This window comes from Hymenobacter sp. DG25A (assembly GCF_001280305.1).
Taxonomy (GTDB): Bacteria; Bacteroidota; Bacteroidia; order Cytophagales; family Hymenobacteraceae; genus Hymenobacter.
In genome coordinates this window covers 160,195-182,200 of the sequence record NZ_CP012623.1, presented here as the reverse complement: position 1 = coordinate 182,200, position 22,006 = coordinate 160,195, and the positions used below count along the sequence as shown (strand labels likewise).

The 22,006-nt window shown below is 60.0% G+C and carries 14 protein-coding genes, 1 tRNA gene and 1 riboswitch; of the genes, 7 read left to right on the top strand and 8 right to left on the bottom strand.

Annotated features, from left to right (window positions below; all coding sequences use genetic code 11):
- Nucleotides 1-10: 10 nt before the first annotated feature.
- A riboswitch (cobalamin riboswitch) is annotated at nucleotides 11-238 on the top strand.
- Nucleotides 239-398: 160 nt separating this feature from the next.
- Nucleotides 399-2,345, top strand: coding sequence for a TonB-dependent receptor plug domain-containing protein (locus AM218_RS00685; protein WP_054410931.1), 1,947 nt, complete (start codon nucleotides 399-401; stop codon nucleotides 2,343-2,345).
- Nucleotides 2,346-2,370: 25 nt separating this feature from the next.
- Nucleotides 2,371-3,459 (top strand): YncE family protein, encoded by a 1,089-nt coding sequence (locus AM218_RS00680; protein WP_054410929.1) that lies wholly within the window; start codon nucleotides 2,371-2,373, stop codon nucleotides 3,457-3,459.
- A 77-nt stretch (nucleotides 3,460-3,536) separates the two neighbouring features.
- On the opposite strand, the gene AM218_RS00675 is transcribed toward AM218_RS00680, so the two are convergent.
- Nucleotides 3,537-3,788 carry a hypothetical protein gene (locus tag AM218_RS00675; protein ID WP_157547458.1) on the bottom strand — a complete coding sequence of 84 codons (252 nt, stop codon included), beginning with the start codon at nucleotides 3,786-3,788 and terminating at the stop codon, nucleotides 3,537-3,539.
- Nucleotides 3,789-4,400: 612 nt separating this feature from the next.
- On the opposite strand from AM218_RS00675, the gene AM218_RS00670 reads away from it, so the two are divergent.
- On the top strand, nucleotides 4,401-4,973 hold the full coding sequence (locus AM218_RS00670; RefSeq protein ID WP_082317997.1) for an AraC family transcriptional regulator: 573 nt from the start codon (nucleotides 4,401-4,403) through the stop codon (nucleotides 4,971-4,973).
- Between the two features lie 105 nt (nucleotides 4,974-5,078).
- On the top strand, nucleotides 5,079-6,581 hold the full coding sequence (locus AM218_RS00665; protein WP_054410922.1) for a hypothetical protein: 1,503 nt from the start codon (nucleotides 5,079-5,081) through the stop codon (nucleotides 6,579-6,581).
- Nucleotides 6,582-6,591: 10 nt separating this feature from the next.
- Here the strand turns inward: AM218_RS00665 and AM218_RS00660 are convergent, their stop codons facing one another.
- Nucleotides 6,592-6,993, bottom strand: coding sequence for a hypothetical protein (locus tag AM218_RS00660; RefSeq protein WP_054410920.1), 402 nt, complete (start codon nucleotides 6,991-6,993; stop codon nucleotides 6,592-6,594).
- A 104-nt stretch (nucleotides 6,994-7,097) separates the two neighbouring features.
- Here AM218_RS00660 and AM218_RS00655 point away from each other — a divergent pair, with 104 nt between their 5' ends.
- Nucleotides 7,098-9,293: a B12-binding domain-containing radical SAM protein gene (locus tag AM218_RS00655; RefSeq protein WP_054410918.1), complete on the top strand. Its 2,196-nt coding sequence runs from the start codon at nucleotides 7,098-7,100 to the stop codon at nucleotides 9,291-9,293.
- Between the two features lie 9 nt (nucleotides 9,294-9,302).
- Here the strand turns inward: AM218_RS00655 and AM218_RS00650 are convergent, their stop codons facing one another.
- From AM218_RS00650 to AM218_RS00640, 3 genes are all read right to left on the bottom strand, one after another.
- Complete coding sequence (locus tag AM218_RS00650; RefSeq protein WP_157547457.1) at nucleotides 9,303-10,382, bottom strand: dienelactone hydrolase family protein; 1,080 nt, start codon at nucleotides 10,380-10,382, stop codon at nucleotides 9,303-9,305.
- 96 nt (nucleotides 10,383-10,478) lie between these two features.
- A complete protein-coding gene (locus tag AM218_RS00645; protein WP_054410915.1) occupies nucleotides 10,479-11,015 on the bottom strand; it encodes a GNAT family N-acetyltransferase in 537 nt (178 codons plus the stop codon).
- Nucleotides 11,016-11,046: 31 nt separating this feature from the next.
- The gene (locus AM218_RS00640; protein ID WP_054410913.1) at nucleotides 11,047-11,331 is read right to left on the bottom strand and encodes a hypothetical protein; all 285 of its coding nucleotides are present in this window, start codon (nucleotides 11,329-11,331) and stop codon (nucleotides 11,047-11,049) included.
- A gap of 172 nt (nucleotides 11,332-11,503) precedes the next feature.
- Between AM218_RS00640 and AM218_RS00635 the strand changes: the two genes are divergently transcribed.
- Nucleotides 11,504-11,576 (top strand) — tRNA-Gly (locus AM218_RS00635).
- Nucleotides 11,577-11,769: 193 nt separating this feature from the next.
- Here AM218_RS00635 and AM218_RS00630 read toward each other — a convergent pair.
- From AM218_RS00630 to AM218_RS00620, 3 genes are all read right to left on the bottom strand, one after another.
- A complete protein-coding gene (locus tag AM218_RS00630; protein ID WP_054410911.1) occupies nucleotides 11,770-14,769 on the bottom strand; it encodes a PAS domain-containing protein in 3,000 nt (999 codons plus the stop codon).
- Between the two features lie 138 nt (nucleotides 14,770-14,907).
- Entirely contained in the window at nucleotides 14,908-17,649 is a 2,742-nt protein-coding gene (locus tag AM218_RS00625; protein WP_054410909.1) for a PAS domain S-box protein, read from the bottom strand.
- A gap of 96 nt (nucleotides 17,650-17,745) precedes the next feature.
- A complete protein-coding gene (locus AM218_RS00620) occupies nucleotides 17,746-20,769 on the bottom strand; it encodes a chemotaxis protein CheB (protein ID WP_082317995.1) in 3,024 nt (1,007 codons plus the stop codon).
- A gap of 202 nt (nucleotides 20,770-20,971) precedes the next feature.
- On the opposite strand from AM218_RS00620, the gene AM218_RS00615 reads away from it, so the two are divergent.
- Nucleotides 20,972-21,982 (top strand): chemotaxis protein CheB, encoded by a 1,011-nt coding sequence (locus tag AM218_RS00615; protein ID WP_071843651.1) that lies wholly within the window; start codon nucleotides 20,972-20,974, stop codon nucleotides 21,980-21,982.
- The last annotated feature ends 24 nt before the right edge of the window (nucleotides 21,983-22,006 follow it).

The window sequence follows — 22,006 nt, the reverse complement described above, 5'->3', positions numbered from 1 at the left end:
AGAAATGCTTTACCTTTGCCCCTGTAGAGGTGGCCAGACCCCAATTGCGGGGCGAGGCTGAAAAGGGAATCCGGTTAAAATCCGGAGCTGTCCCCGCAACTGTACGCTTCACACAACCAGGCACGCCAATCCCCCGGCCACTGTTTCGCAGAAGGTTTCCCTACCAGGAAAACCGGAGAGATGGGAAGGCGGCGTGCCCGAAGCAAGCCAGGAGACCTGCCCCTACGCATCCCAAGTTCAGCGCCTGCGGAGGAAGGGCGGAGAATGAATGCAGTGGCTGCCTGTAAAGGGCAGTCGGTTACCCTGTTTTCGGCCTCGGCTTCGTGGCACGCTGCTTCCGGCAGCTACCCCCAGAAGTTCTGAACTGAATTTTCAGCTTTGAAAATTTGGTTCATCGAATGCGTACCGGTGCTTTTCGCTTTTTCCTGCTTTTGCTGGCTGTTTGGGTGCTCCCCGGGCTGGCCGCGCATGCCCAGCAGCCAGTGGCCGCGGCTCCCCCGGATACGGCCATGCTGCTGCCCACCGTACGCATAGAAGTCACCCGCCCGGAGCGGTTTGCCGTGGGCAGCCGCCTGCAGGTGCTGGACTCCGCCGCCCTCGCCCCTTACCGGGGCCAGACCCTGGCCGATGCGCTGGGAGCCCAAACGAGTATCTACCTTAAAAACTACGGTCCCGGGCAGCTGGCCTCCATTGCCATGCGCGGCACCTCGGCGCGGCACACGGCCGTGCTGTGGAATGGCCTGAATATTACCTTACCCACTTTAGGCGAAGCTGATTTTGCTCTGCTGCCTACCACTGGCGCAACCCGCGTAACGGTGCAGCATGGCCCGACCGGCGCTACCTACGGCACCGGGGCGGTGGGCGGAGCGGTGCTGCTGACCAGCCCCGTGCGCTGGGGCGCCGGCCTGCAGGCCAGCGCCCAGTTAACCTACGGCAGCTACGAACTCTGGGGCCCCAGTCTGGAGGGCAGCTTCAGCAACCAGAAAGTAGCCGTCAGGGTGGCGGCTTCGGCCCGCACGGCCCGCAATAATTTTCCCTACCCTTCACCAGAGCTGCAGGGCCTGGTATCCCGCCGCCAGCAGAATGCGGACGTGGCGCAGTGGAGCATGAGCCAGGATGTAACAGTGCGCACCGGCCAGCGCGGTGAGGTAATGCTGGCGGCCTGGCTGACTGATGCCAACCGGGGCATTCAGCCCGCCATAGGAGCCGTGAATAACCATGCCCGCGAGCGGGACCAGAGTCGCCGTGTTCTGGCGGGCTACCGCCACGTGGCCGCCCGCCACGAATCGGTGGTGCGGGTGGCTTGGTTTGAGGATGTACTGAACTATCAGGCGACGGGCATACAGAGCAACTCGCGGGTGCGCACTACGCAGGCGCAGGGGCAGCACACCTTCAACTTTGCCCCCCACGCCAGTGTGCAGGTAGGCGCCGAAGCGCAGCACTTTGCGGCCGAGGTAGATGGCTATGCCCGGCCGGTAGAAGAAAACCGCTTTAGTGGTTTTGCCCTGATCCGCTATGACCCGCAGCCTTGGCTTCGGCTGACCGCCAACCTGCGGCAGGCCGTGCTGCCCGGCCGCAAAGCCCCGCTGGCGCCCACGGTTGGCGCGGAGTGGCAGGCCGGCACGTGGGCCCAACAGCAGCTGGTGGTAAAAGCCTCGGCCTCCCGCAGCTACCGGGCACCCACCCTGAATGAGCGGTACTGGCGGCCGGGCGGCAACCCGGCTCTCTTGCCGGAACAGGGAGTTGGTTACGAAGGTGGCCTGCAGCATAATTGGCAGCTGACACCCCAGCTGGATCTGAAATCAGAAGCCACCCTGTACCGGCAGGTAGTAGACAACTGGGTGCAATGGCTGCCTACCGCTGATGCGGGCTACTATTCCCCGCGCAACCTGCGCACCGTACGGGCCTGGGGCCAGGAAACCAGCACCCAGCTTTCCTGGAAGACTCTGCACTACCAGCTACAGTTGCAGGCCGCCTATGCCTACACCCAATCGGAGAAAGTGCGGGGCTACGCCGATGACGCGGACCCCACCTACCGCCAGTTGCCTTATGTACCCCGCCATACGGTAGCCTTCACTACCAACCAGTTGTGGCGGGCCTGGCAGTTAGGCACTAACACCACCTTCACCGGCTTTCGGTACACGGATGCCGGCACCCGGGAATTCCTGCCCTCCTACCTGCTGGCCAATGCCACGTTGGGCTACACCATCAAGGCCCATAAAACCTGGGCTCTTACGGTCCTGGCCCAGGGCTATAACCTCACCAATGCTACTTACCGCAGCTATGCCGCGCAGGCCATGCCACTCCGCAACGGGCAGCTGAGTTTGCGGGTGGCCTGGCGCTAACATCTTTCCCTTACTTTCTTATTCTATGTACACCTCTCCCCGCTTCCCTCCTTTCATTACCCGCTCGGCGCTGGCTCTCCTGAGCATGATGATCGTAACCGCCTGCGACCCGGACACGGATACGCCCGACCCTACATCGACGGCCGACGTCTTTATTGTGAACGAAGGCGGCTTTAACAAAGGCAATGCCGGCATCAGCAGCTTCAGCACCGCTACCGGGCAGATGCTGGATGTAAACCGGTTTCAAACGGCCAATAGCCGGCCCCTGGGGGATGTGGCGCAGTCGATGACGGTGGCGGGCGCCCGGGGCTATATTGTGGTGAACAACAGCAACAAGCTGGAAGTAGTCTCTCTGCCGGACCTGAAGGAAGTAGCGACTATCACGGGCCTGTTGCTGCCCCGGTATTTTATGGCGGCTTCGGCTGATAAAGGCTACGTAACGGAGTGGGTGGACTTTGGGGTGCCGGGCCGCGTGGCCGTCATCGACCTGAAAACCAATACCATTGTAAAAACCATTCCCACGGGTATTACCCCGGAGGCAATGCTGGTGGTGGGCAACAAGCTGTACGTAGCCAACAACGGCGAAAACACGCTGACCATCATCAACACCCTGACCGATGCGGTAGAAACTACCCTGCCCGTGGGCGACGCCCCCACCAGCCTGGTGCAGGACCGGGCCGGCCGGATATGGGTGCTCAACAGCGGTATGGTAGCCTACAACCCTGACTACACCGAAGACTATGAGCATACCACACCCGGCTCTTTGGTGGATTTCGCCCCCCAGAACCCGACCGCGCAGACGCGCCGCCCCTTTGCCTCTAACCAGGTACGCCCCCAAAAGCTGCTGATTGATTTCAGTGGCACTACCCTGTACTTCAGCAACGGCTCGGCGGTGTTCCGCATGAATACCACGGATGCGGCCTTGCCCACTACCCCCATCATTCGCCGCCGGTTTTATGGGCTGGGCCTAGACCCACGCGACAATACAGTATATGGAGCACTGGAGAATTTCAGTGGGCCCACCAAGTTTATCCGCTACCAAAGCACCGGCACGCCCATTGATTCCTTTGCGGTGGGCGTAGGTGCTAACAGCTTCGTGTTTTACCGGCCCTAGAGGCTGATTAAGACTGATAACCAAAGCGCCCTTCCATTTGCTATGGAAGGGCGCTTTGGTTGTGGGGTGTTGCGGAGTTAGTCAGCAATACCGTCGTTGTTGCGGTCTTTGGCCTTACCGGCGCGGTCATATATTTCTTCACCCGTGAGGCGGCGGGTGGTATCCTGAGTGTTGCCGGTGGTAGAAGGGCCGGAGGAAGTGGGGTTTACCTCGGTGGGGTCGTGGCTTTTATCTACGCCGCGTTCTACGTTGGTGTCGCCGGATTTATTGCCGGTACCGCAGGCTACCATTATGAAGGCAAACAGGAACGCACCAGCAGTTGTGCGCAAATAAGGGAGAGAGAAAGTCATAGGGCGAAATCGTGAAGCAGGTTGTGAAACAAGCAAGTATAGTGCTTCCTACGGCTGCCTGTTGGCGGGGTTTACGTGGCGGCCGTTGCTACCGGAAATCGAATTTTATCACAAGCAGTATTCTGCGATTCATGCCCGTGTTTTTAGTCGTTGCTGGCCCGTTGCGCGTACACAGGTAAAACCCGACTTTGGCAAATTTGGTATATTTGTTTCATGCCGAAGCACCGCTCCTCTCTTTCCAAGTTCCGCCCTGCTTCCCCCCTGCTGCGACACGCGGCGCTGGTAGCTGGTATAAGTCTTTTCTTAGCCATACTACTGGTAGCGTATGTTTTTGGCTTTCATAATGAGTTCTTGTTCAGGACTTCTGCTGCTTTTTTCGTACTTTTCTGTCTCCTGGCCGTAACGTTCCTCGTTGTTGTGCCATTCGTGAATTGGGCTGCCAGCAACTGGTTTGGTGCTGGCTGGCAGGAAACCCCAATTGCACCTACACGCCGTAGCCGCCCTACTGTTTCCGCTGCCCCGCGGAAACAAACACCCAGCCGTTCGCGGTTGGCTCCTTAAATCATTAACGCCCAACTTACCTTCTACACTGTGAAAACAACCCGCTTGCACATCAAGAATATGGTTTGCCCACGTTGCGTTAGTGCCGTGCGCCACCTCCTGGAGCAGGCTGGCTACCGGCCGGCTCAGGTAACACTCGGAGAAGCAGTTTTGGCGAAAGACACGCCTGCCGACCCCAAAGAAGTAGCGCCGCTGCTTCGCGAAGCAGGCTTCGATGTATTAATGGATCGGGCGGAGCAGCTCACGGAACAAATTAAAACGGCTCTGGCCGAATACTTGGAGCATTTGCGCACGGCGCGCATGCCGCTTACCACCTCCGCTTTCCTCACAGACCGGTTTGCCGCCACGTATTCTCACCTGAGCAAGGTGTTTTCGCGCACGGCTAATCTCACCATTGAGAAGTATCTGATTCGCATGAAGATTGAGCAGGTGAAGGAGCTGCTCAGCTATGGCGAGCTGACCCTGGGCGAAATTGCCGAGCAAATGCGCTACAGCAGCGGCCAGCATCTGAGCAACCAGTTCCGCCAGGTAACCGGCCGCTCCGTAAGCGAATTCCGCCGCGACCTGATGCCCAAGCGCATGTCTCTGGACAAAATAGCCTAACGGCGCCCGCAAGCCACAGTATCGTACCAACTTCGCCGGAATTCTGTATAACCGGCGCACTTCATTCAGGGTATTAGAGGTAATCCTCTGATACCCTGATTTTTTATGTATTACTCTGTTCATTTCGCCCTGGCCCTGCTGCTCCTGCTTAGCACCATGCCCGGCTATGCTCAGCATAAGCAGCACCAGATAAAGCAGCCGGCTGCCACTGATACCACCCGGCGCCCCGCTGCGCCTATGGACCATAGCCAGCACCACATGCCCGGCATGGCCCCCGCCGATACTGCCCGGCCCGCAGCCCCCATGAACCACGCTGGTCACAACATGGATATGATGCCGGGCATGAACCATGGCACCATGGATATGGGCACCATGCCGCACGCCTACTCCCGCCAGCTGCCCATGAACCGGAACGGCTCCGGTACCGCCTGGAACCCCGACCAAACGCCCATGTATATGTGGATGAGCCACCACGGCAAATGGATGGTAATGAACCACGGCGCTATTTACCTGCGCTACACCAACCAAAACATTGGGCGCAACGGGGCACAGCGCGGCGGCCTCACCTTTGATGCGCCCAACTGGTTTATGACCATGGCCCAGCGGGAAGTGGGCGCGAAAGGCCTCCTGAACCTGACGGCCATGTTTTCTCTGGACCCACTCACGGAAGGCGGCAACGGCTACCCCCTGCTGTTCCAGAGCGGTGAGGCGTACCAGGGCCGGCCGCTGGTAGACCGCCAGCACCCCCACGATTTATTCTCATCCCTGAGCATTGGCTACACCCACTCCTTTTCCGAAGATATAGACCTGACCGCTTATGTGGGCTACCCCGGCGAGCCGGCCATTGGCCCGGTAGCATTTATGCACCGCATCTCGGCCATGCCCAACGCCGATGCCTCCCTGGGCCACCACTGGCAGGATGCGACGCACATCACCTTTGGCGTAGCCACGCTGGGCCTGCGCTACAAGCAGTTCAAGCTGGAAGGCTCCAACTTCACCGGCCGGGAGCCCGACGAACACCGCTATAATTTCGACAAACCCCGCGCCGACTCCTGGGCCGGCCGCCTGAACTGGAACCCCACCAGCAACCTGGCCCTGCAGGTTAGCCGCGCTTTTCTCAGACAGCCGGAAGTGTTGCACCCCAACGAGGACGTGAAGCGCACTACGGCTTCCATCATTCAGAGCAACCAATGGAGCGACGGGCGCTACCTGGCCTCAGCGCTGGTATGGGGCATGAACCAGAATATTTCCGACGAGCATTCCCACACCTCCCATTCTGTGCTGGCTGAAACCAATCTTCAATTAGGCAAGCCCGCCGTATATGGGCGCTATGAGTTTGTGCAGAAGTCGGCGGAAGAATTGCAGACGGAAACGGTAATCCTCCTACCGAATGATAATCCCGCGGAAGGGCCTTTCAACATTCACGCTCTCACCTTAGGGACTACTTACCGCGTAGCGCAGGTAGCCAACACCGACCTCACGCTGGGGGCGCAGGGAACCGTCTACCGGCCGGAGGAAATTATTCGGCCTTTATATGGCAAAACGCCCGTTTCAGCGCAGGTGTATCTGCGCCTGAACCCTTCACTGATGAAGATGAGCAAGATGTAGCCGCTTCTGCTTACTCCGGATTGTGGTCGTAGCAGTAATCGGAATGATACATGGCGGCGGAACCGCAATCCTGATGGGAGCAGTTGCGGCGCGTGGGGCGGAACTGTGGGTAGGGCCGGCTGGCATCGGTGGGCCGCTCGCGCAGGCGGGCCAGATGGGCACGGGTGCGCTGCTCCCGGATGCGGCTGGCCAGCTCGCGCGGGCTGTCCTCGCCAAAAATCAGGCGCGAAGACTGGGAGCGGTATTGATGAACAAAGGCCAGCGCCTCGGCTATTTCTTCGGCCTCGGGCGTATGGCCGTAGGCAAAATGGATTTGCACCTTGCGGCAAAACTCCTGCACATAGGCGGCCTGCCGGGGCCAGGAGCCGCGGGCCAGGTACATACCAATACGTTGCAGGGCGCCGGCGCTCATACAGGAGAAAATCAAGTCAGGGGGTAGAGTGAGGAAATCAGTGTTTCGCCCGGATAGCCAAACAGCCATTGTATCTTTGCGGTTCGTTTTGCTTTCGTGTTGCCGTGTCTACTTCGCCCCATATTCTGCTGATTACGCCGCCGCTTACGCAGCTGAACACGCCCTACCCGGCTACGGCCTACATAAAAGGCTTTTTGGGCGGGCGCGGCTATACCGTTACGCAGGCAGATCTGGGGCTGGAGCTGGTGCTAAAGCTGTTTTCGAAGGAAGGCCTTACGCGGGTATTTGCGGCAATTGAAGGCGGCGCTTACCAGTTGAGCGACAACGCCCGCCGCATGCTGCGCCTGAAGCAAAGCTATCTGAACACTGTTGAGCCGGTTATCCGCTTCCTGCAAAACAAGGACAACACCCTGGCGTCGCGCATCTGCCACTCCCGGTTTCTGCCCGAAGCCAGCCGCTTTGATAACGTGGCGGATCTGGAAACGGCCTTCGGCACCATGGGCCTCAGCGACCAGGCCCGCCACCTGGCCACGCTCTACCTGGAAGACCTGGCTGATCTGATTAAAGAAACCGTGGGTCCACAATTCGGCTTTTCGCGCTACGCTGAGAAGCTGGCTATGTCGGCTACCACGTTTGATGCCCTGCACGAAGCCCTGCAAGCCGCACCCAACCTGCTGGACCAAATGCTGCTGGAGCTGGCAGACGCGCTGATGGCCAACGTGCAGCCGGACGTAGTGGGCTTTTCCGTCCCCTTCCCTGGCAACCTGTATGGCGCACTGCGGCTGGCGGGCCGTATCAAACAAATCAGCCCCGCCACCAAAACCCTGATGGGCGGCGGCTACCCCAACACCGAGCTGCGCACCATTCAGGAGCCCCGCTTTTTCGACTACATCGATTTCCTGACTCTGGACGATGGCGAAGGCCCTTGGCTGCGGCTGCTGGACTATGTGCAGGGCAACCTTCCGCAGGCCGAGCTGCAGCGCACCTTCCTGCGCAACGAAGCCGGGGCAGTAGAGTACCTCAACTACCCGCACCCCGATATACCGCACGCCGAGGTAGGCACGCCGGACTACTCGGATCTGCCTCTGACTGAGTATCTCTCCGTGATTGAGGTGCTGAACCCCATGCACCGGCTGTGGAGTGACGGGCGCTGGAACAAGCTGACCGTGGCCCATGGCTGCTACTGGAAGCGGTGCTCTTTCTGTGATGTAACGCTGGACTATATCTCGCGCTACGAAACCGCACCCAGCACCCTGCTGGTTGACCGCATTGAGCAGATTATAGCCCAAACGGGACAAACCGGCTTTCACTTTGTAGACGAGGCCGCCCCGCCCCTGGCCCTGCGCGACCTGGCTATTGAGCTGCTCAAGCGGCGCGTTACCATTACCTGGTGGGGCAATATTCGCTTCGAGAAAACCTTCACACCCGACCTGTGCCGCCTGCTGGCGGCCTCCGGCTGCATTGCCGTAAGCGGCGGGCTGGAAGTAGCTTCTGACCGCCTGCTGGCTCTCATGGAAAAAGGCGTCACCATTGCCCAGGTAGCCCGCGTGACGGATGGCTTTACCCAGGCCGGTATTATGGTGCACGCCTACCTCATGTATGGCTTCCCCACCGAAACCGCCCAGGAAACCGTCGACAGCCTGGAAGTAGTGCGCCAGCTGTTTGCCGCGGGCATTGTGCAGAGTGGCTACTGGCACCGTTTTTCCATGACGGCGCACTCGCCCGTGGGTAAGAACCCGGCCAGGTACCAGGTAGCGCCCATCGGCCCCGAGCCCGGCCCCTTTGCCTGGAACGATCTTTGGCACGAAGACCCCACCGGCACCGACCACGAAGCCTTCGGGCCCGGCCTGGCTAAGGCCCTGTATAACTACCTGCACGGCGTGGCCCTGCAGGAGCCGCTCAGCTTCTGGTTCGATTTCAAAACGCCCCGCACCACCGTACCGCGCCACCTGATTCAGCAGGCGCTGCAGGAGCCCGGCAAGCCGGACGTTGCCCGGCCCAACAACCGCCTTTTTTGGCTGGGCAACACCCCGGAGCTACGCTATGAGCCGGGCAAGAAAGGCCAACAGGCCGTACTGACCTTTTTTGAGCAGGCCGAGGACTTCGAAGTGAAAGTACCCGCCGCACTGGGCCCCTGGCTGCAGGCACTGCTCACCGGCCTGGCCACAGATTACGACACGAAAGTGCTGTTGAAAGATGCCGCGCAGAGCTTCCCCGCCGTGGGCGGCCAGAAGTGGGAGCAGTTTCTGCTGAGCGCCGGCTGGTTGATGCTGCGTGAAAAAGGGCTACTGGTGTTGTAGCCTTTACCCTTACTTGATAAGCTGCTGCTGGAGCCACTGCTCCACGTCCTGCACGTAGCCGGGGGCAAAGTGAGGCCAGCTCCACAAGCCGGCCGTATTGGTGCTGCCGGGCAGCAGAAAATACGCATTAGCCCGGGGGTATACCTGCACGGCGTTGCCGCGCCCGTAGCCAATGGCATTCCGCAGGCGGCGCGCGCTCTGCCGGGCATCCACGGCCGGGTCGGCGCCGGCATACAGGCCCAGGGCGGGAATCCGCTGGCGGGTCAGGGCTTTGTAGGGCTGGGCTTCCGCGGCACTGGCCAGCGGTATGGCTTCCAGAATAACAGCCGCCGGGCGTTGCCGGGCAATGGTTTTGATTATCTGCGCCGCGGCGGTGCCCCGCACCCACAGGGCTACCCGGGCAGTATCAATGCGGGGCGTGGTGCGTAGCGTGGCAAAGGCGGCTTCTACCCATTGACGGGCACTGGAATCGGTGGGTTCTATTTTAGAGGCGGCCGGTGCCAGCAACAACGAAGCCACGCCTTTGCGGGCCAGCCAGGCAGCGCGGGCCGGACCACCGGCGGTGGTGGCAGAATCAGGGAGCACCACCATAACCGGGTGCCGGGACACCGTGTCTTCGGGCAAATACAACGTGGCTACCTGGCGCTGGCTGCCGGCTATCAGGCGCACGGCCTGCTCCTGGTACTGGCGGGGCTCGGCGGGGCCGCGGCGCACCCACACAAACTCGGCCCGCAGGCTATCCAGCAGAAATGCCCCGCGCAGGAAGTCGCCCTCCCGAATAGCGTTTACAGTAACATGGCCCGGGAAACCACCCTGCTGTTCAAACTGCAGCTGCGGCTCGGCATAATGCACCTCATTCAGCGGCACTTCCATACCGGGTACGGCCGGGAACGACAGCTCGGCCTGTAGCCGGCCGGGCGCTACCTCCCGCAAATCCAGCGCAGCCCGCAGTTCAGTACCCTGAATGGTAACCGGCCCCTCAAAGTGGCCGGTGGGCAGCGGCAACACCGGCTTGCCCGATTTTCCGGAGCAGGCCGCCAGCAGCAGACAGCTAACCACCAATGCCCGGCTTTGGACAGCCCAGGACATCAAACGAGGGAAAGAAACAAAGCCGTTTACGGGCACGAGGAGAAGAAAAAGGGAAACAATACGGCAAATGTACGGCTTGCACGCTAGTCAGCGCTGTTACAGGCCCTTGCGCAGAATCAGGTCGTTCTGGATGTCAGTTCCTACCTGAAACGGATGCTCGCCAATGACTTTAAAACCAAAGCGGCGGTAGAATTCAATGGCCCGCTCGTTTTTCTCCCAAACGCCCAGCACCACGCTCCGGCAGTTTTGCATGCGGGCTTCTTCAATAGCGCGGCGCATCAGGGCGGCGCCCAGACCAGTGCCAATCCAGTCTTCGCGCACGTACAGGCGCTCTACTTCCAGGCGGTCGGCCGGGGATTTGCCTTCGGCGATACCCAGCTCGGAGCCGATGCGCAGCTTGGCGTAGCCTACGGGAACCTGTTGCATGTGGGCCAGCAGGAATACCACCGCTGGATCCTGCAGCTCGGCCATTTGCTGCTCCGGGCCGAAGTTGGCCTCCAGGTAAGCCGTCATATCCTCGGGCTTGTTATCGGCCGCAAAGGTTTCTTCAAAGGTTTGGCGACCTAGCTCGGCCAGCTGAGCCGCTACGGCTGCCGTGCGCTTGGCCACTACAATTTGCAGGGGTGAAGACATAAGAAAAAAACGCGCCGGAGCGCGGAAGAAATCAGGAAATGGAATGGTCGCCGGGCTCGTCGGAAATGCGCGCATCACGGCGCATGCGGCGCCCATACCGGATGATGATGATGAAAGCGGCGAAGGTAGCGAGGGTGAGAAGCCAATCCTGCATGGGTACCAGCTGGTCAGGCTGATCGGGCAAAAAACCCGCGCCCGAAATCATGCCACTCAGGTACAGCTGCGTCACGGTTCGCACCAGCATGAGGGCCGCGCCAATACCGCCCAGAATGATTAACAGTAACCCGAATTGGCGCCGGCCGGCAGGAGAAGCCATAGCAGAAGGATTTTGGTGCAAGAAACAGCTTTTGTGGCAGAACAGCCTGCTACCCCCGTTCTACTACGAAAATCCAGAAATTCAGGCTGGAACCACGCGCCCCTTACCAAACGCCCCGCAGCCGAGTTGCAAATTGATTTCACCTGTGTACTTTTGTCTTACCACCTACTTTGCGAGAGTAGCTCAGTTGGTAGAGCATCAGCTTCCCAAGCTGAGGGTCGCGAGTTCGAGCCTCGTTTCTCGCTCATTCCGGAAAACGCCCCTTATCTGAGTCAGATAAGGGGCGTTTCTCTTTGCGGGCTGGCCGATGCGGCAGGTAAAGTGGTGGTTTTGGCAGCAGAAAAAAAACCTGCGTGAAACGAAGTATACCGCAATTTTGGTCCCGCGCGTGTAAATAAGGTATGCTTATACTATGCCTCCGGAGGCTACCTGCAAGTATTATTTAGGGAAGTACACGGTAAAAATAGAGCCTTCGCCTACCTGGCTGAGCACCTCCACGCGGCCGCCGGCATTTTCCACCATCTTCTTCACCATATACAGCCCTACGCCGGAGCCTTCTACGTGCGTGTGGAAGCGCTGAAACATCTGGAAAGGCTGCCGCTCGCGGTCCAGTTCAATGCCCAGACCGTTGTCCTGCACTTCCAGAACCATGTATTTTTCCAGCGGGTAGCACCGCAGGCTCACCAGCGGGTCGCGCGCCGGGTTGTGATACTTCAGGGCATTGCTGACGAGGTTGAAGACCACGGAGCGAAGGTTTTTGGCCGAGAAGGCAATAGAGGGGCAGTCCTGCACCTCTACCTGCAGGCGGGCGCCTACTTCCTGAATCAGGGGGGCCAGATCCAGGAGCACGTCTTCCACTACCTCCGCCAGCTGCACCTGGGTAGGTGCCTGTTCATGCTCCTTCTGCAGGCGGGATACATCGGTGAGGTGCTCAATGGTGCGCGTAAAGCGGTTCACGGAATCATGCATCAGCTCCAGGATGTAGCTTACTTCCCGGGTTCGGGTGGGCTCCTTTAGCTCATCCTGCAGGGTTTGCAGCAAGCCTTCGATATTGGTGATAGGCGCTTTTAAATCGTGGGAGGCGGTATAGATGAAGTTGTCCAGGTCTACGTTGGTGCGCGTGAGCTGCTGGTTGAGGTTATCCAGCTCGGTATTGGCAGCCAGCAGCTGCTGGCGGGCAGTTACCTGCTCACTTACTTCCGTAGCAACGGCGGCAACGCTGGTAATAGCGCCATCCGCATCGCGCAGCGGCTGGTACACAAAGTTCAGGTATACGGTTTCCAGCTGCCCCTTTCGCTCCAGCAGGGTGGTTACTTCCTGCGCAATGAAAGGCTCCCCGGTAGCCACTACCTGGTCCAGCAATTCCTTATAGCCCTGGTCGCGCACTTCTGGCAGGGCCTCAAAAATGGGCCGCCCTATTACCTGTTCCGGGGTACGCCCCCAGATAGCCGTTACGCGGGGGTTGGCTACCTCAACCAGATACTCCGGCCCCTGGAAAATGGCGACGGCCACTGGTGCCTGCTCAAACAAGGCTTGCAGCTGCGCCTGCTGGGCGGCGCGTTGCTGGCGGGCCAGCACCTGCTCCGTTACATCAAACGCGAAAATGGAAACCCCCACCGTAACGCCTTTTTCCTGGTAGGCCTGATAGGTAAAGGTGTAGAACGTCTCGGGCAGCATATTGCCCTCCGGGTCGCGGGCCTGTAGCGGCAATTCGGTACCAAAGAAGGGCTCCCCGGTAGTGTATACCTGGTCCATGAGAGCCAGGAAGCCATAGCCTACGGTTTCGGGCAGGGCCTCGGCCAAAGGAAGGCCCAACAGCTGGCGGCCTGGAAAAAGGGCCTGGTAGCCGGGGTTTACGTAGTCGAAACGGTGCTCGGGGCCGTGCAGAATGGCTACGCTGGCGGGCGTTTGCTCAAACACCTGGAACATGATTTCGCGCAGCCGCTCTATCTGCTGCGCGGCTTCCAGCGCCTCGGCCTGGAGCTGCTCGGCGCGCTGCCGGCTCTGCTCCTGCTGGGTTACTTCAAAACCAAATACCAGCACGCCATCAATCTGGCCGCTAGCATTGTAGCGGGCCTGCTGAATAAAGCTGAAGTAGCGATCTTCCAGCAACCCCGTGTCTGCCCGCACTAAAGGAATCTGAATGCCGGACTCTTCGTGCGTGATGCCCGTGTCATAAACCCGGCGGAACGTGTGATATACCGGGTGGTCCTTTAGCTCGGGCAGAGCTTCCAGCAGCGGCTTGCCTAGCAGCGGCCGGCCCGGAAACAGCTGCTGATAGCCGGGGTTGACCAGCTCATACACCAGCTCCGGCCCATCGAGAATGCAAACAGCCGCCGGAGCCTGCATAAACAGGCGCTCCAGGCGCTCCTTTTGCCGCTCACCTTCGGCCTGGGCCAGCAACAGCAGACTTGTGCGCTCCTCCACCCGCGTTTCCAGCTCCCGGTTAAGCAGCTGCAGCTGCAGCTGGGTACTGAGCAGATCTATATTATTGGTCAGGAACTCCTCATTGGTAGCCTGCAGCTCTTCGTTGGTAGCGGCCAGCTCCTCGTTGGCTATGGCCAGGTCGGCGTTCAGGCGCTGTATCTGCTGGTGCGTGCGCACCTGCTCCGTTACCTCTACTCCTACCACCACTACTCCCGTTACCGAGCCGTGCTGATTGTGCAGGGGTTGGTACACAAAATCATAATAGGTTTCATCCAAGCGCCCGTTTCGCCAGATAAAAATCTTCTGCTCCTTTCCTGCATAAGGGTTTCCGGTATGCATTACCTCCTGCAGGATCTGCTCAAACCCTTGCCCCTGCAACTCTGGCAAGGCTTTCATTAAGGGCACTCCCAGCATCTGCTCTTCGGTGCGGCCCCATACGTTACAAGCCAGGGGGTTAATCGTCATAATTCTGAACTCAGGGCCTTGCAGGTAGCTGAAAGCCACCGGTGCCTGCTGCAGAATGGTGCGCAGCTGCTCGCGCTGCTCTTCCAACTCCAGGCGGGCTGCCTTTTCCCGGGTTTGGCTCGCACGCAGGGCCTGCTCTACGGGGCTACGGTCGTGGTCCGAAGTATCAGTGAAGCTCACCACCAGCCGGGCACCTTTGCGTTGGGCGGCCAGCCGGAAATAGCCATCTAGGCCATCTGTCTGGTAGTTTACCTCGTAGTGGCCGGCCTCGCCGGTTTCAAATACCTGGCGGTAAAAGTTGAGCACGCCGTTGTGCAGCGTGGCAGGAAAGAGGGTGCTTAAAGTGCCGTCCGGCTGCTCCGGCAGTTTCAACATGTGCTGACCGGCCGGATTAAGGTACTCCAGTTCAAAGTCGGTTAGCTCCCCTTGCGGCCCATAAAGCGGGCGCAGCAGATTAATGGCCGTCAGGGAAACTTCCAGTACCGTTTGAAGCAGGTCGTTGGGCAAAGAATTTGTTTCAGGCAAGGTGATAGAGATATCGGGCATAAATAGAAACGGAGGCTAGCAGCAGGGCTAGCCTCTGTAAGATAAGACAGCGGCGGAAAGTTCGCGCGGCAGCAGATGAGCTTACTACCCGGCCGGATACAGCACGCGGCGCCGGGCACAGCCGGCCGACGCGCCTGCTCAGGGCCTTTCCGCTACCGAATCCAGATCAGCAGGCAAGGGCATATCCTCCAGCACCGGCAGGGTGAGCGAGATGGTGGTACCCTGGCCCAGGCGGGAGTGAATGTTGAATGTGCCCCCCAGCAGCGCCACGCGGGTACGAATGCCGGCCAGCCCGATGCCGTGCCCCGCCCGGGGCGTACTGGTATCAAAGCCCACCCCATCATCCTCCACGCTCACATACACATAGTTATCCTCACGGGCCACTGAAACGAAGGCTTCGCGGGCCTGGGCATGTTTCATAACGTTGTTGAGCAGCTCCTGTACTATGCGGTAAATGGCGGTTTGCAGGGGCCGGGGCAGGGACTCGTCCAGCCCGCTCAGGTTCAGATCTACCGGCAGACTACGCGGAATCAGCTTCACCAGCTCCTGCAGCGCTACCTTCAACCCAAAGTCTTCCAGCACGCCGGGCGTCAGCTCGTAGGAGATGGTGCGCGTGGCCCGGATGGCCTCGCCCAGCAGCTTATGCGCCGCCTGCTTCTGGGCCGACTCCGGCAGGGTATCCAGGTTCAGCTTGGTGGCATACAGCAGCTGGCCCACGCCATTGTGCAGGCTCTCGGCAATGCGGCGCCGCTCCTCTTCCTGGGTGTTGAGAATGGCGGAAAGCACTATCTGCTGCTGGCGCAGCTTTAGCTGGGTGGTTTCTGCCATCAGGCTGTTGCGCTCGGTTACGTCGCGGGCCAGCACGAGCACGCCCATGTTCTGGGGCAGGGGCCGCATATGCAGGTCAAAGGCCTCGTGGGGTGAGCAACCGGCCCAGTTCAGCAGCTGGCCGGCTTCGCCGGCCAGGGCGGCGTGCAGCAACGACTGAAAGCCGGGGTTGGTGGCCAGCTCCGGCAGCAGCTCCGGCAGCAGACGGCCCAGGGCCTCCGCCTCGGCCACGCCGGTTAGCCGGGCCGCCCGCTGGTTCCAGGCCGTTATGCGCAGGTCGGCATCAAGCGCCATAATCACATCCACGCTGTTATCGAGCAGGCTTTTGGTGAACTCCTGCTCCCGCCGGATTTCCTGCTTCATCCGCTCAGATTCCGTCACATCAATGGCAAACAGAATGCCCTGCTGCCGCTGGGCCTCAAAGAAGCCGTAGTTCTGAAAATACACCGGCTCGCCCTGGTACTCCGCAGACCCCAAAAACGCAAATGGTTCGCCGGCCAGCAGTTGCCGCACCGGCTCCGTCAGCACCGGGAATTCTTCAAACACGCTTTTGCCTACCATCTCATTATCCCGCAAACCCAGGCGCTGCAGGCCGGCCCCCACCAGCTCCAAGTAGTGGCCTTCCGGCGAAAGGCGGCCTAATATTACCGGCATATTGGCCAGAATATGCTCCAGCAGGCGGTTTTTGTAGCGCAGTTCCTCGGCGGCTTCCTTGCGGGAGGTGATGTCCCGCACCAGCCCCAGCAGGCGCCCATGCGAGTGGTCTTCATCGGTAAACACGCGGCCCACCATGGCTACGTAGCTTACCGTTCCGTCGGGCTGAATGATGCGGTACTCGGTATCCAGGGCCAGCTGGCCATGGCGCAGCTTTCGGATATTGTCCAGTAGCTGCGGCCGGTCCTCGGGATGAATGCGGCTCAGGGCTACGCTGGAGGGCACAGGATTAGCCTCAAAGTCATGGCCGAATATTTCCTGCGCCCGGGCATCCCAGTACAGCTGGTCATCGGTCAGGTTCCAGTCGGTGATGCCCATGGCCGTGGCCGTGAGGGCCTCCTGCAGCCGGGCCTCATTTTCGCGCAGCCGGTGAGCGGCCTGCTTTTCCTCCGTGATATCGCGCCAGGTGGCATGCACCAGGGTGCGGCCGTTGTCCGGAATGGCCGTAAGCAGAATATCGCCCCAGAATTCTTCCGCACCCTGGCGGTAGCGGCACCACTCAAAGCGGCAGTAGCCCCGGCGCAGGGCCTGCTCCCACAGCTCATCGGCCCACACTGAAGACAGCCGGCCATTGGGCTGGTATTTGGGCGAGAAGGCCGAGGCATGCTGGCCCAGCAATTGTTTTTTATCGGTGAGGCCCAGCAGCTGCAGCGTGGCGGGGTTGCAGTCCACAAACCGGTTATCGCGCAGCAGGAGCATGCCGTCGTGGCTTTGCTCAAACAGGGTGCGGAAGCGCCGCTCGCTCAGCTCCAGCGCCCGGGTGGCTTGGTGCTGCTCGGTTACATCAATCAGGGCCAGGAGGCAGTGCCGCTCGCCCAGGGCATTGGTAGCCGCAATGCCTTCCAGACGCACAAACAGGGCGGTGCCATCTTCGCGGCGCATTTCCATGGTGGTGGTCTGGCGGAAATCAGAGGCCAGCACCTGCTCCACGAACCGGCTAAAATCCAGCCGGCAATCCAGAGCCACAAACAAGGCCAGCCGGCGGCCCTGCAGCTGCTGGCGCATAGTGCCCAGCTGCTGCGCGGCCCGCAGGTTCAGCCGCAGAATGGTGCTATCGGCGGCCAGGGTGCAGTAGCCTACCGGGGCAAAATCATAGAGGTCTACGTACTGTGCGCGGGAGCTTTGAGCTTCGGCCTGGGCCAGCAGGAGTTCTTCATACTGCATTTCCAGCTCTATCTGGTGCACCTGCAGCTCCTGCACCAGACGCTGTACCTCGGGCGCGGTATCGGGAGCCAAGCTTTGGGTGGCCAGCTGTCGGCGCTCGGCACGCAGCCGCAACTCCCGCAGGGCAGCCTGGGTGTCGAGGGGTGCGGGGGAAGAAGAGCCGGGTGCTTCCATAGCGGTGCTGGACTTATTCTATTTTTATGTAAACACTGGTTATCGATATCAATAAAGCGCCGGGTCAAGGCGGCCGACTCGCAAGCTCATAAGCGGCTATTCAAACCTGACGCCCAGCAGGATACGGTCGGTGGGGTGGCCCTCGCTGCGGATGCGGCGCCCATACACCAGCACGCGGCGGGGCGGCTCCTCCCGGGTGGGGGAAGGCAGCGCAAGCGGCAGGTCGTCGAAACCGGCGCTGTCGCCACGGAGCAGGCTCGTCAGGTTATCGCGCAGGATGGGCTGCCGCCAGGCGCCGTGGTTAAGCTCGGTCAGGGGCTGGCCTTTGGCGGGCTCTTCGCCGAAGGCCTCCGTAAAGGCCTGACTTACAGTCAGCACACGCAGCTCGTGGTCCAGCACCAGCATGGGCTCGCGCACGGTTTCTACAATGCTCTCGGCATAGCGGCGGCTGCTTTGCAGCTCTTCTTCCAGCCGCTTCAGGCCGGAGATGTCCGTAAAAGTAATGACGGCCCCGCTGATGTAATTATCCAGCGTACGGTAGGGCAAAATTCGCATGGCATACCATTCGTTGGTGGTGGTCTGAATAATCGATTCGGTGCTCACCAGGCGGTCCAGCACCTGATTGATGTCCTGGATGAGGCTGGCATAGCGCAGGTTGTTGGCAAAGTGTGTGATGGGCCGGCCCACATCAGCTGGCTGCAGATGCATAATACGGCCCACAGAAGGCGTAAAACGCCTGATGATCATATCATTATCCAGGAATATAGTGGCTATTTCGGTAGCATCCAACAGGTTTTTCATGTCGTTGGCTGCTTGGCTCAGCTCTTCCGTCTTGCTCAGATACTGCATGTTCAGCGTCATGAGTTCCTCGTTCAGGCTCTGCATTTCCTCCTTGTTGGTCATTGCCTCCTCGTTGGTGCTTTGCAGCTCCTCATTGGCCGACTGCAGCTCCTCATTGGTACTCTTGAGCTCCTCCAGGCTGCTTTCCATTTCCTCAATGGTGGTCTGGAGGCGGTGTTTGGTATATTGCAGCTCTTTTTCCAGAGAGGCCACCACGGTGTCGCGGCTTAGGTCGGTGCCGGGGGCGGCTTTGCCGGTGCGCACCCGGCGCGGGGTGGGCTGGTCTTCAAAAGCCACCAGCATGAGGCCGGCCAGGGCATCGGGCTCTGTGAGGTAGGTTACGCTGATGCGCAGCAGCTGGTAGCCGGCATCGGTTTTCACCTTTACATTCTCGGCCACCACACTTTCCTTGGCGGCGTTGGCCTTGTGCACCACGGCACTGATTTCGTAGTTGAGTTCTTCGCGGGCCATTTCGAAGATATTCAGCCCCCCCAGCCCGGGCGCGGGCTCCAGGTAGCGGCCCGTGCGGCCATTTACATACAGGATTTCGCCCTTGGCATTAATGAGCACGGCCGGCGGCGTGAAGGCCTGCAGCATTACTTTCTGCACCAGGGAAGCAAAAGGCCCGTCTTTGCGGGGAGCGGAAGAAGTCATACTAGTGGCCGCCACCGGCGCCGACGGCTGCTGACGGGAAAGTGCGAAAGGGAAATTGACCAGGCGGGTAACGGAGGAGGAAGCATCGTTGCGGCGGAAAATCTTCCATTTGATGTCCAGGGGCTTAAACAGCTCATGAAAGCCCGTCATGTTTTCGCTGGGCCCCAGAAACAGCAGGCCGCCCGGGTTCAGGGCGTAGTGGAAAACGGGCAGCAGGTTGCGCTGCAGCTCCGCCGACAGATAGATGAGCAGGTTGCGGCAGCACAGCAGGTCCAGCCGGGTAAATGGCGCATCCTTATTGATATCGTGGAGGGCAAAGATGACGGCATCACGCACCTCTTTCCGAATCAGAAAGCCGGTTTCCTGCTTCACGAAAAAGCGCTCCAGCCGTTCCGGGGTTACATCGGCCACAATAGAGTCCGGGTACAGGCCGGCGCGGGCAAAGTCAATGCCTTGGGCGTTGATATCGGTGGCAAAAATCTGAATTTTGAGGTAGTGCCCGGGCTCCACTTGGTCCAGACACTCCTGCAGCAGCATGGCCAGCGAGTAGGCTTCCTCGCCGGTAGAGCAGCCCGGCGCCCACACCCGAAAAACACTGTTGATGGGCTTCTGGCGCAGCATGGGAATCAACTGCGTTTTCAGCGACTCATACGCCTCATGGTCCCGGAAAAACTTGGTGACGCCAATCAGCAGCTCCTTAAACAGGGCATCTACCTCCTGGGGGTTTTCCTGCAGGTAGCGCACGTAGTGCGTAAACTCCTTGATCTGGTGCGAGTTCATGCGACGCTCAATGCGCCGGAAAACGGTATTGCGCTTGTAAAAGCTGAAGTCGTGCCCGGTCTGAGCCCGGATGAGCAGGAAGATCTTTTGCAGGGCATGCGCCGGGCGGGAAACCGACTCAGGCCTTTCCCGGCGCGGCCGATCCATCACGGGCTTGTGCAGATATTCCAGGAGCTTATCCGGCAGCTGATCGGCCGGCAGGATGTAGTCCACAAACTCGGTGGCAATGGCGGAGCGGGGCATGGAGTCGTACTCGGCCGTTTCGGGGCTTTGCACCATCACCATCCCAAAGTTTTCCATTACCATCTTCAGCCCCAGCGTACCATCAGAGCCCATGCCGGAGAAAATGATGCACACGGCCCGCTCGCGGGCATCTTTAGCCAGGCTCTGGTAAAAGAAATCGATGGGCAGGCGCTTGCCCCGGGGCTGCGTGGGCGCAAACAGCAGCAGCGTACCGTGCATAATGCTCATGTCCCGGTCCGGCGGAATCACATATACATGGTTGGGCCGCACCTTCATGCCATCGGCGGCTTCCAGCACGGGCATGGCGGTAAAGCGCTGCATTACCTGGGGCAGCTCGCCACTGGGGTTAGGCGCTAGGTGCATCACCACCACAAAAGCAATACCGCTGTCGGGGGGCATGTGCTGAAAAAACTGCTCAAATGCCCCCAGGGAGCCCGCCGAGCCGCCCATGCCTACAATAGGAAACGTCTCGCTGTTATCTTCCTGGGCCTGTACCCGGCGCAGCTGTGCCTGCGACACCTGGGCATCAATGGGTAGCGGCGAGGCAGAAACTGGTTCAGCAGAATTTCTCTCTTCGGGAGAAGCAGGGGTGGCAGAAGGCATAGCAGCAGGCAGCGGGCTACCGCTAACGGGGTAGCCCTTCTATTCAAAAGTACGCATAAACCCCATTTTTGTCCGACAGAGATGGAGGCAGGGTTTTTAAGCGGCCAACCCTCGTTAACCCGAATCAGGCGGGCCGCGTAGGGTTAAAGACGGTACCCCATATTGTTGGGGCTGCTTTTGAAACGATTTATCTGCCTATCCCGTGGAAGACCCTGCTTATATCATTGTCATTGGTGCTTCGGCGGGGGGCATGCCGGCTCTTACGCGCTTAGTCAGTAACCTGCCCGGCACGCTGCCCGCCGCCGTGTTGGTGGTGCAGCACTTTTCCCCTGAGTCTTCCGGCCAGCTTATGGTAGAGCGGCTGGCCAGCCACACCCCGCTGCGGTGTGTGCTGCCCACGCATGGGCAGGCGCTAGAAGCCAGCACGCTGTACCTGGCCCCACCCGACCGGCACCTGCTGGTGCGGGACGGAAAACTGCTGGTGACCAAAGGCCCGCGGGAAAATAATTACCGGCCCGCCGCCGATGCCCTGTTCCGCTCGGCCGCGGCCCAGTACGGGGCGGCCGTTATTGGCGTTATCCTCACCGGCATGCTGCATGATGGCACCGCCGGCCTGGAGCAGATTAAGCGCGCCGGCGGGCAGGCCGTGGTGCAGGACCCCCAGGAGGCCGAGTTTTCCAGTATGCCGGAAAGCGCCCTCAGCAACGTAGCCATTGATTACGTGGTGCCCCTTTCCGAGATGGGCCACTTACTGACGCGCCTGGTGCACATACCGACCAGCGCCCCTACCGTTATTCCGCATGACATTAAAATGGAGGCCGCTATTGCGGAGCGTATTGTGGGAGATACTGAAGCTATTGCCCGCCTGGGCACCCCCGTGCCCCTTACCTGCCCCGATTGCGGGGGCTCTTTATGGAAGGTTGATCAGGGCAATGTGCTGCGCTTCCGGTGCCATACGGGCCACGCCTTTGCCGCCGAAGCCCTGCTGGAAAGCAGCCAGCAAGGCCTGGAAGAAACCCTGTGGGTGGCCATGCGCATGATGGAGGAGCGCAAAAACCTGCTCATGAGCATGGCCGGCCGGAGCCAGGGCGAACTGAGCCTGCGCCAGGAAGAACGCATCAAGGAGATAAAGCTGCATATCAACCGGCTGCGGGAGTTTCTGCTCTCGGGCCAAGAGCTTAACCCGGCCCCGGCCTCTGAGCAGGCTAGTTAAGTGAGCGGACTTAAGAGCATTAAT

Bases quoted from the DNA above. Each gene is read 5' to 3' on its own strand.
- AM218_RS00680 (WP_054410929.1), top strand. From the start codon at position 2,371: ATGTACACCTCTCCCCGCTTCCCTCCTTTCATTACCCGCTCGGCGCTG.
- AM218_RS00625 (WP_054410909.1), bottom strand. From the start codon at position 17,649: ATGGAAGCACCCGGCTCTTCTTCCCCCGCACCCCTCGACACCCAGGCT.
- AM218_RS00645 (WP_054410915.1), bottom strand. From the start codon at position 11,015: ATGTCTTCACCCCTGCAAATTGTAGTGGCCAAGCGCACGGCAGCCGTA.
- AM218_RS00660 (WP_054410920.1), bottom strand. From the start codon at position 6,993: ATGAGCGCCGGCGCCCTGCAACGTATTGGTATGTACCTGGCCCGCGGC.
- AM218_RS00640 (WP_054410913.1), bottom strand. From the start codon at position 11,331: ATGGCTTCTCCTGCCGGCCGGCGCCAATTCGGGTTACTGTTAATCATT.
- AM218_RS00650 (WP_157547457.1), bottom strand. From the start codon at position 10,382: ATGTCCTGGGCTGTCCAAAGCCGGGCATTGGTGGTTAGCTGTCTGCTG.
- AM218_RS00620 (WP_082317995.1), bottom strand. From the start codon at position 20,769: ATGCCTTCTGCCACCCCTGCTTCTCCCGAAGAGAGAAATTCTGCTGAA.
- AM218_RS00665 (WP_054410922.1), top strand. From the start codon at position 5,079: ATGTATTACTCTGTTCATTTCGCCCTGGCCCTGCTGCTCCTGCTTAGC.
- AM218_RS00630 (WP_054410911.1), bottom strand. From the start codon at position 14,769: ATGCCCGATATCTCTATCACCTTGCCTGAAACAAATTCTTTGCCCAAC.
- AM218_RS00685 (WP_054410931.1), top strand. From the start codon at position 399: ATGCGTACCGGTGCTTTTCGCTTTTTCCTGCTTTTGCTGGCTGTTTGG.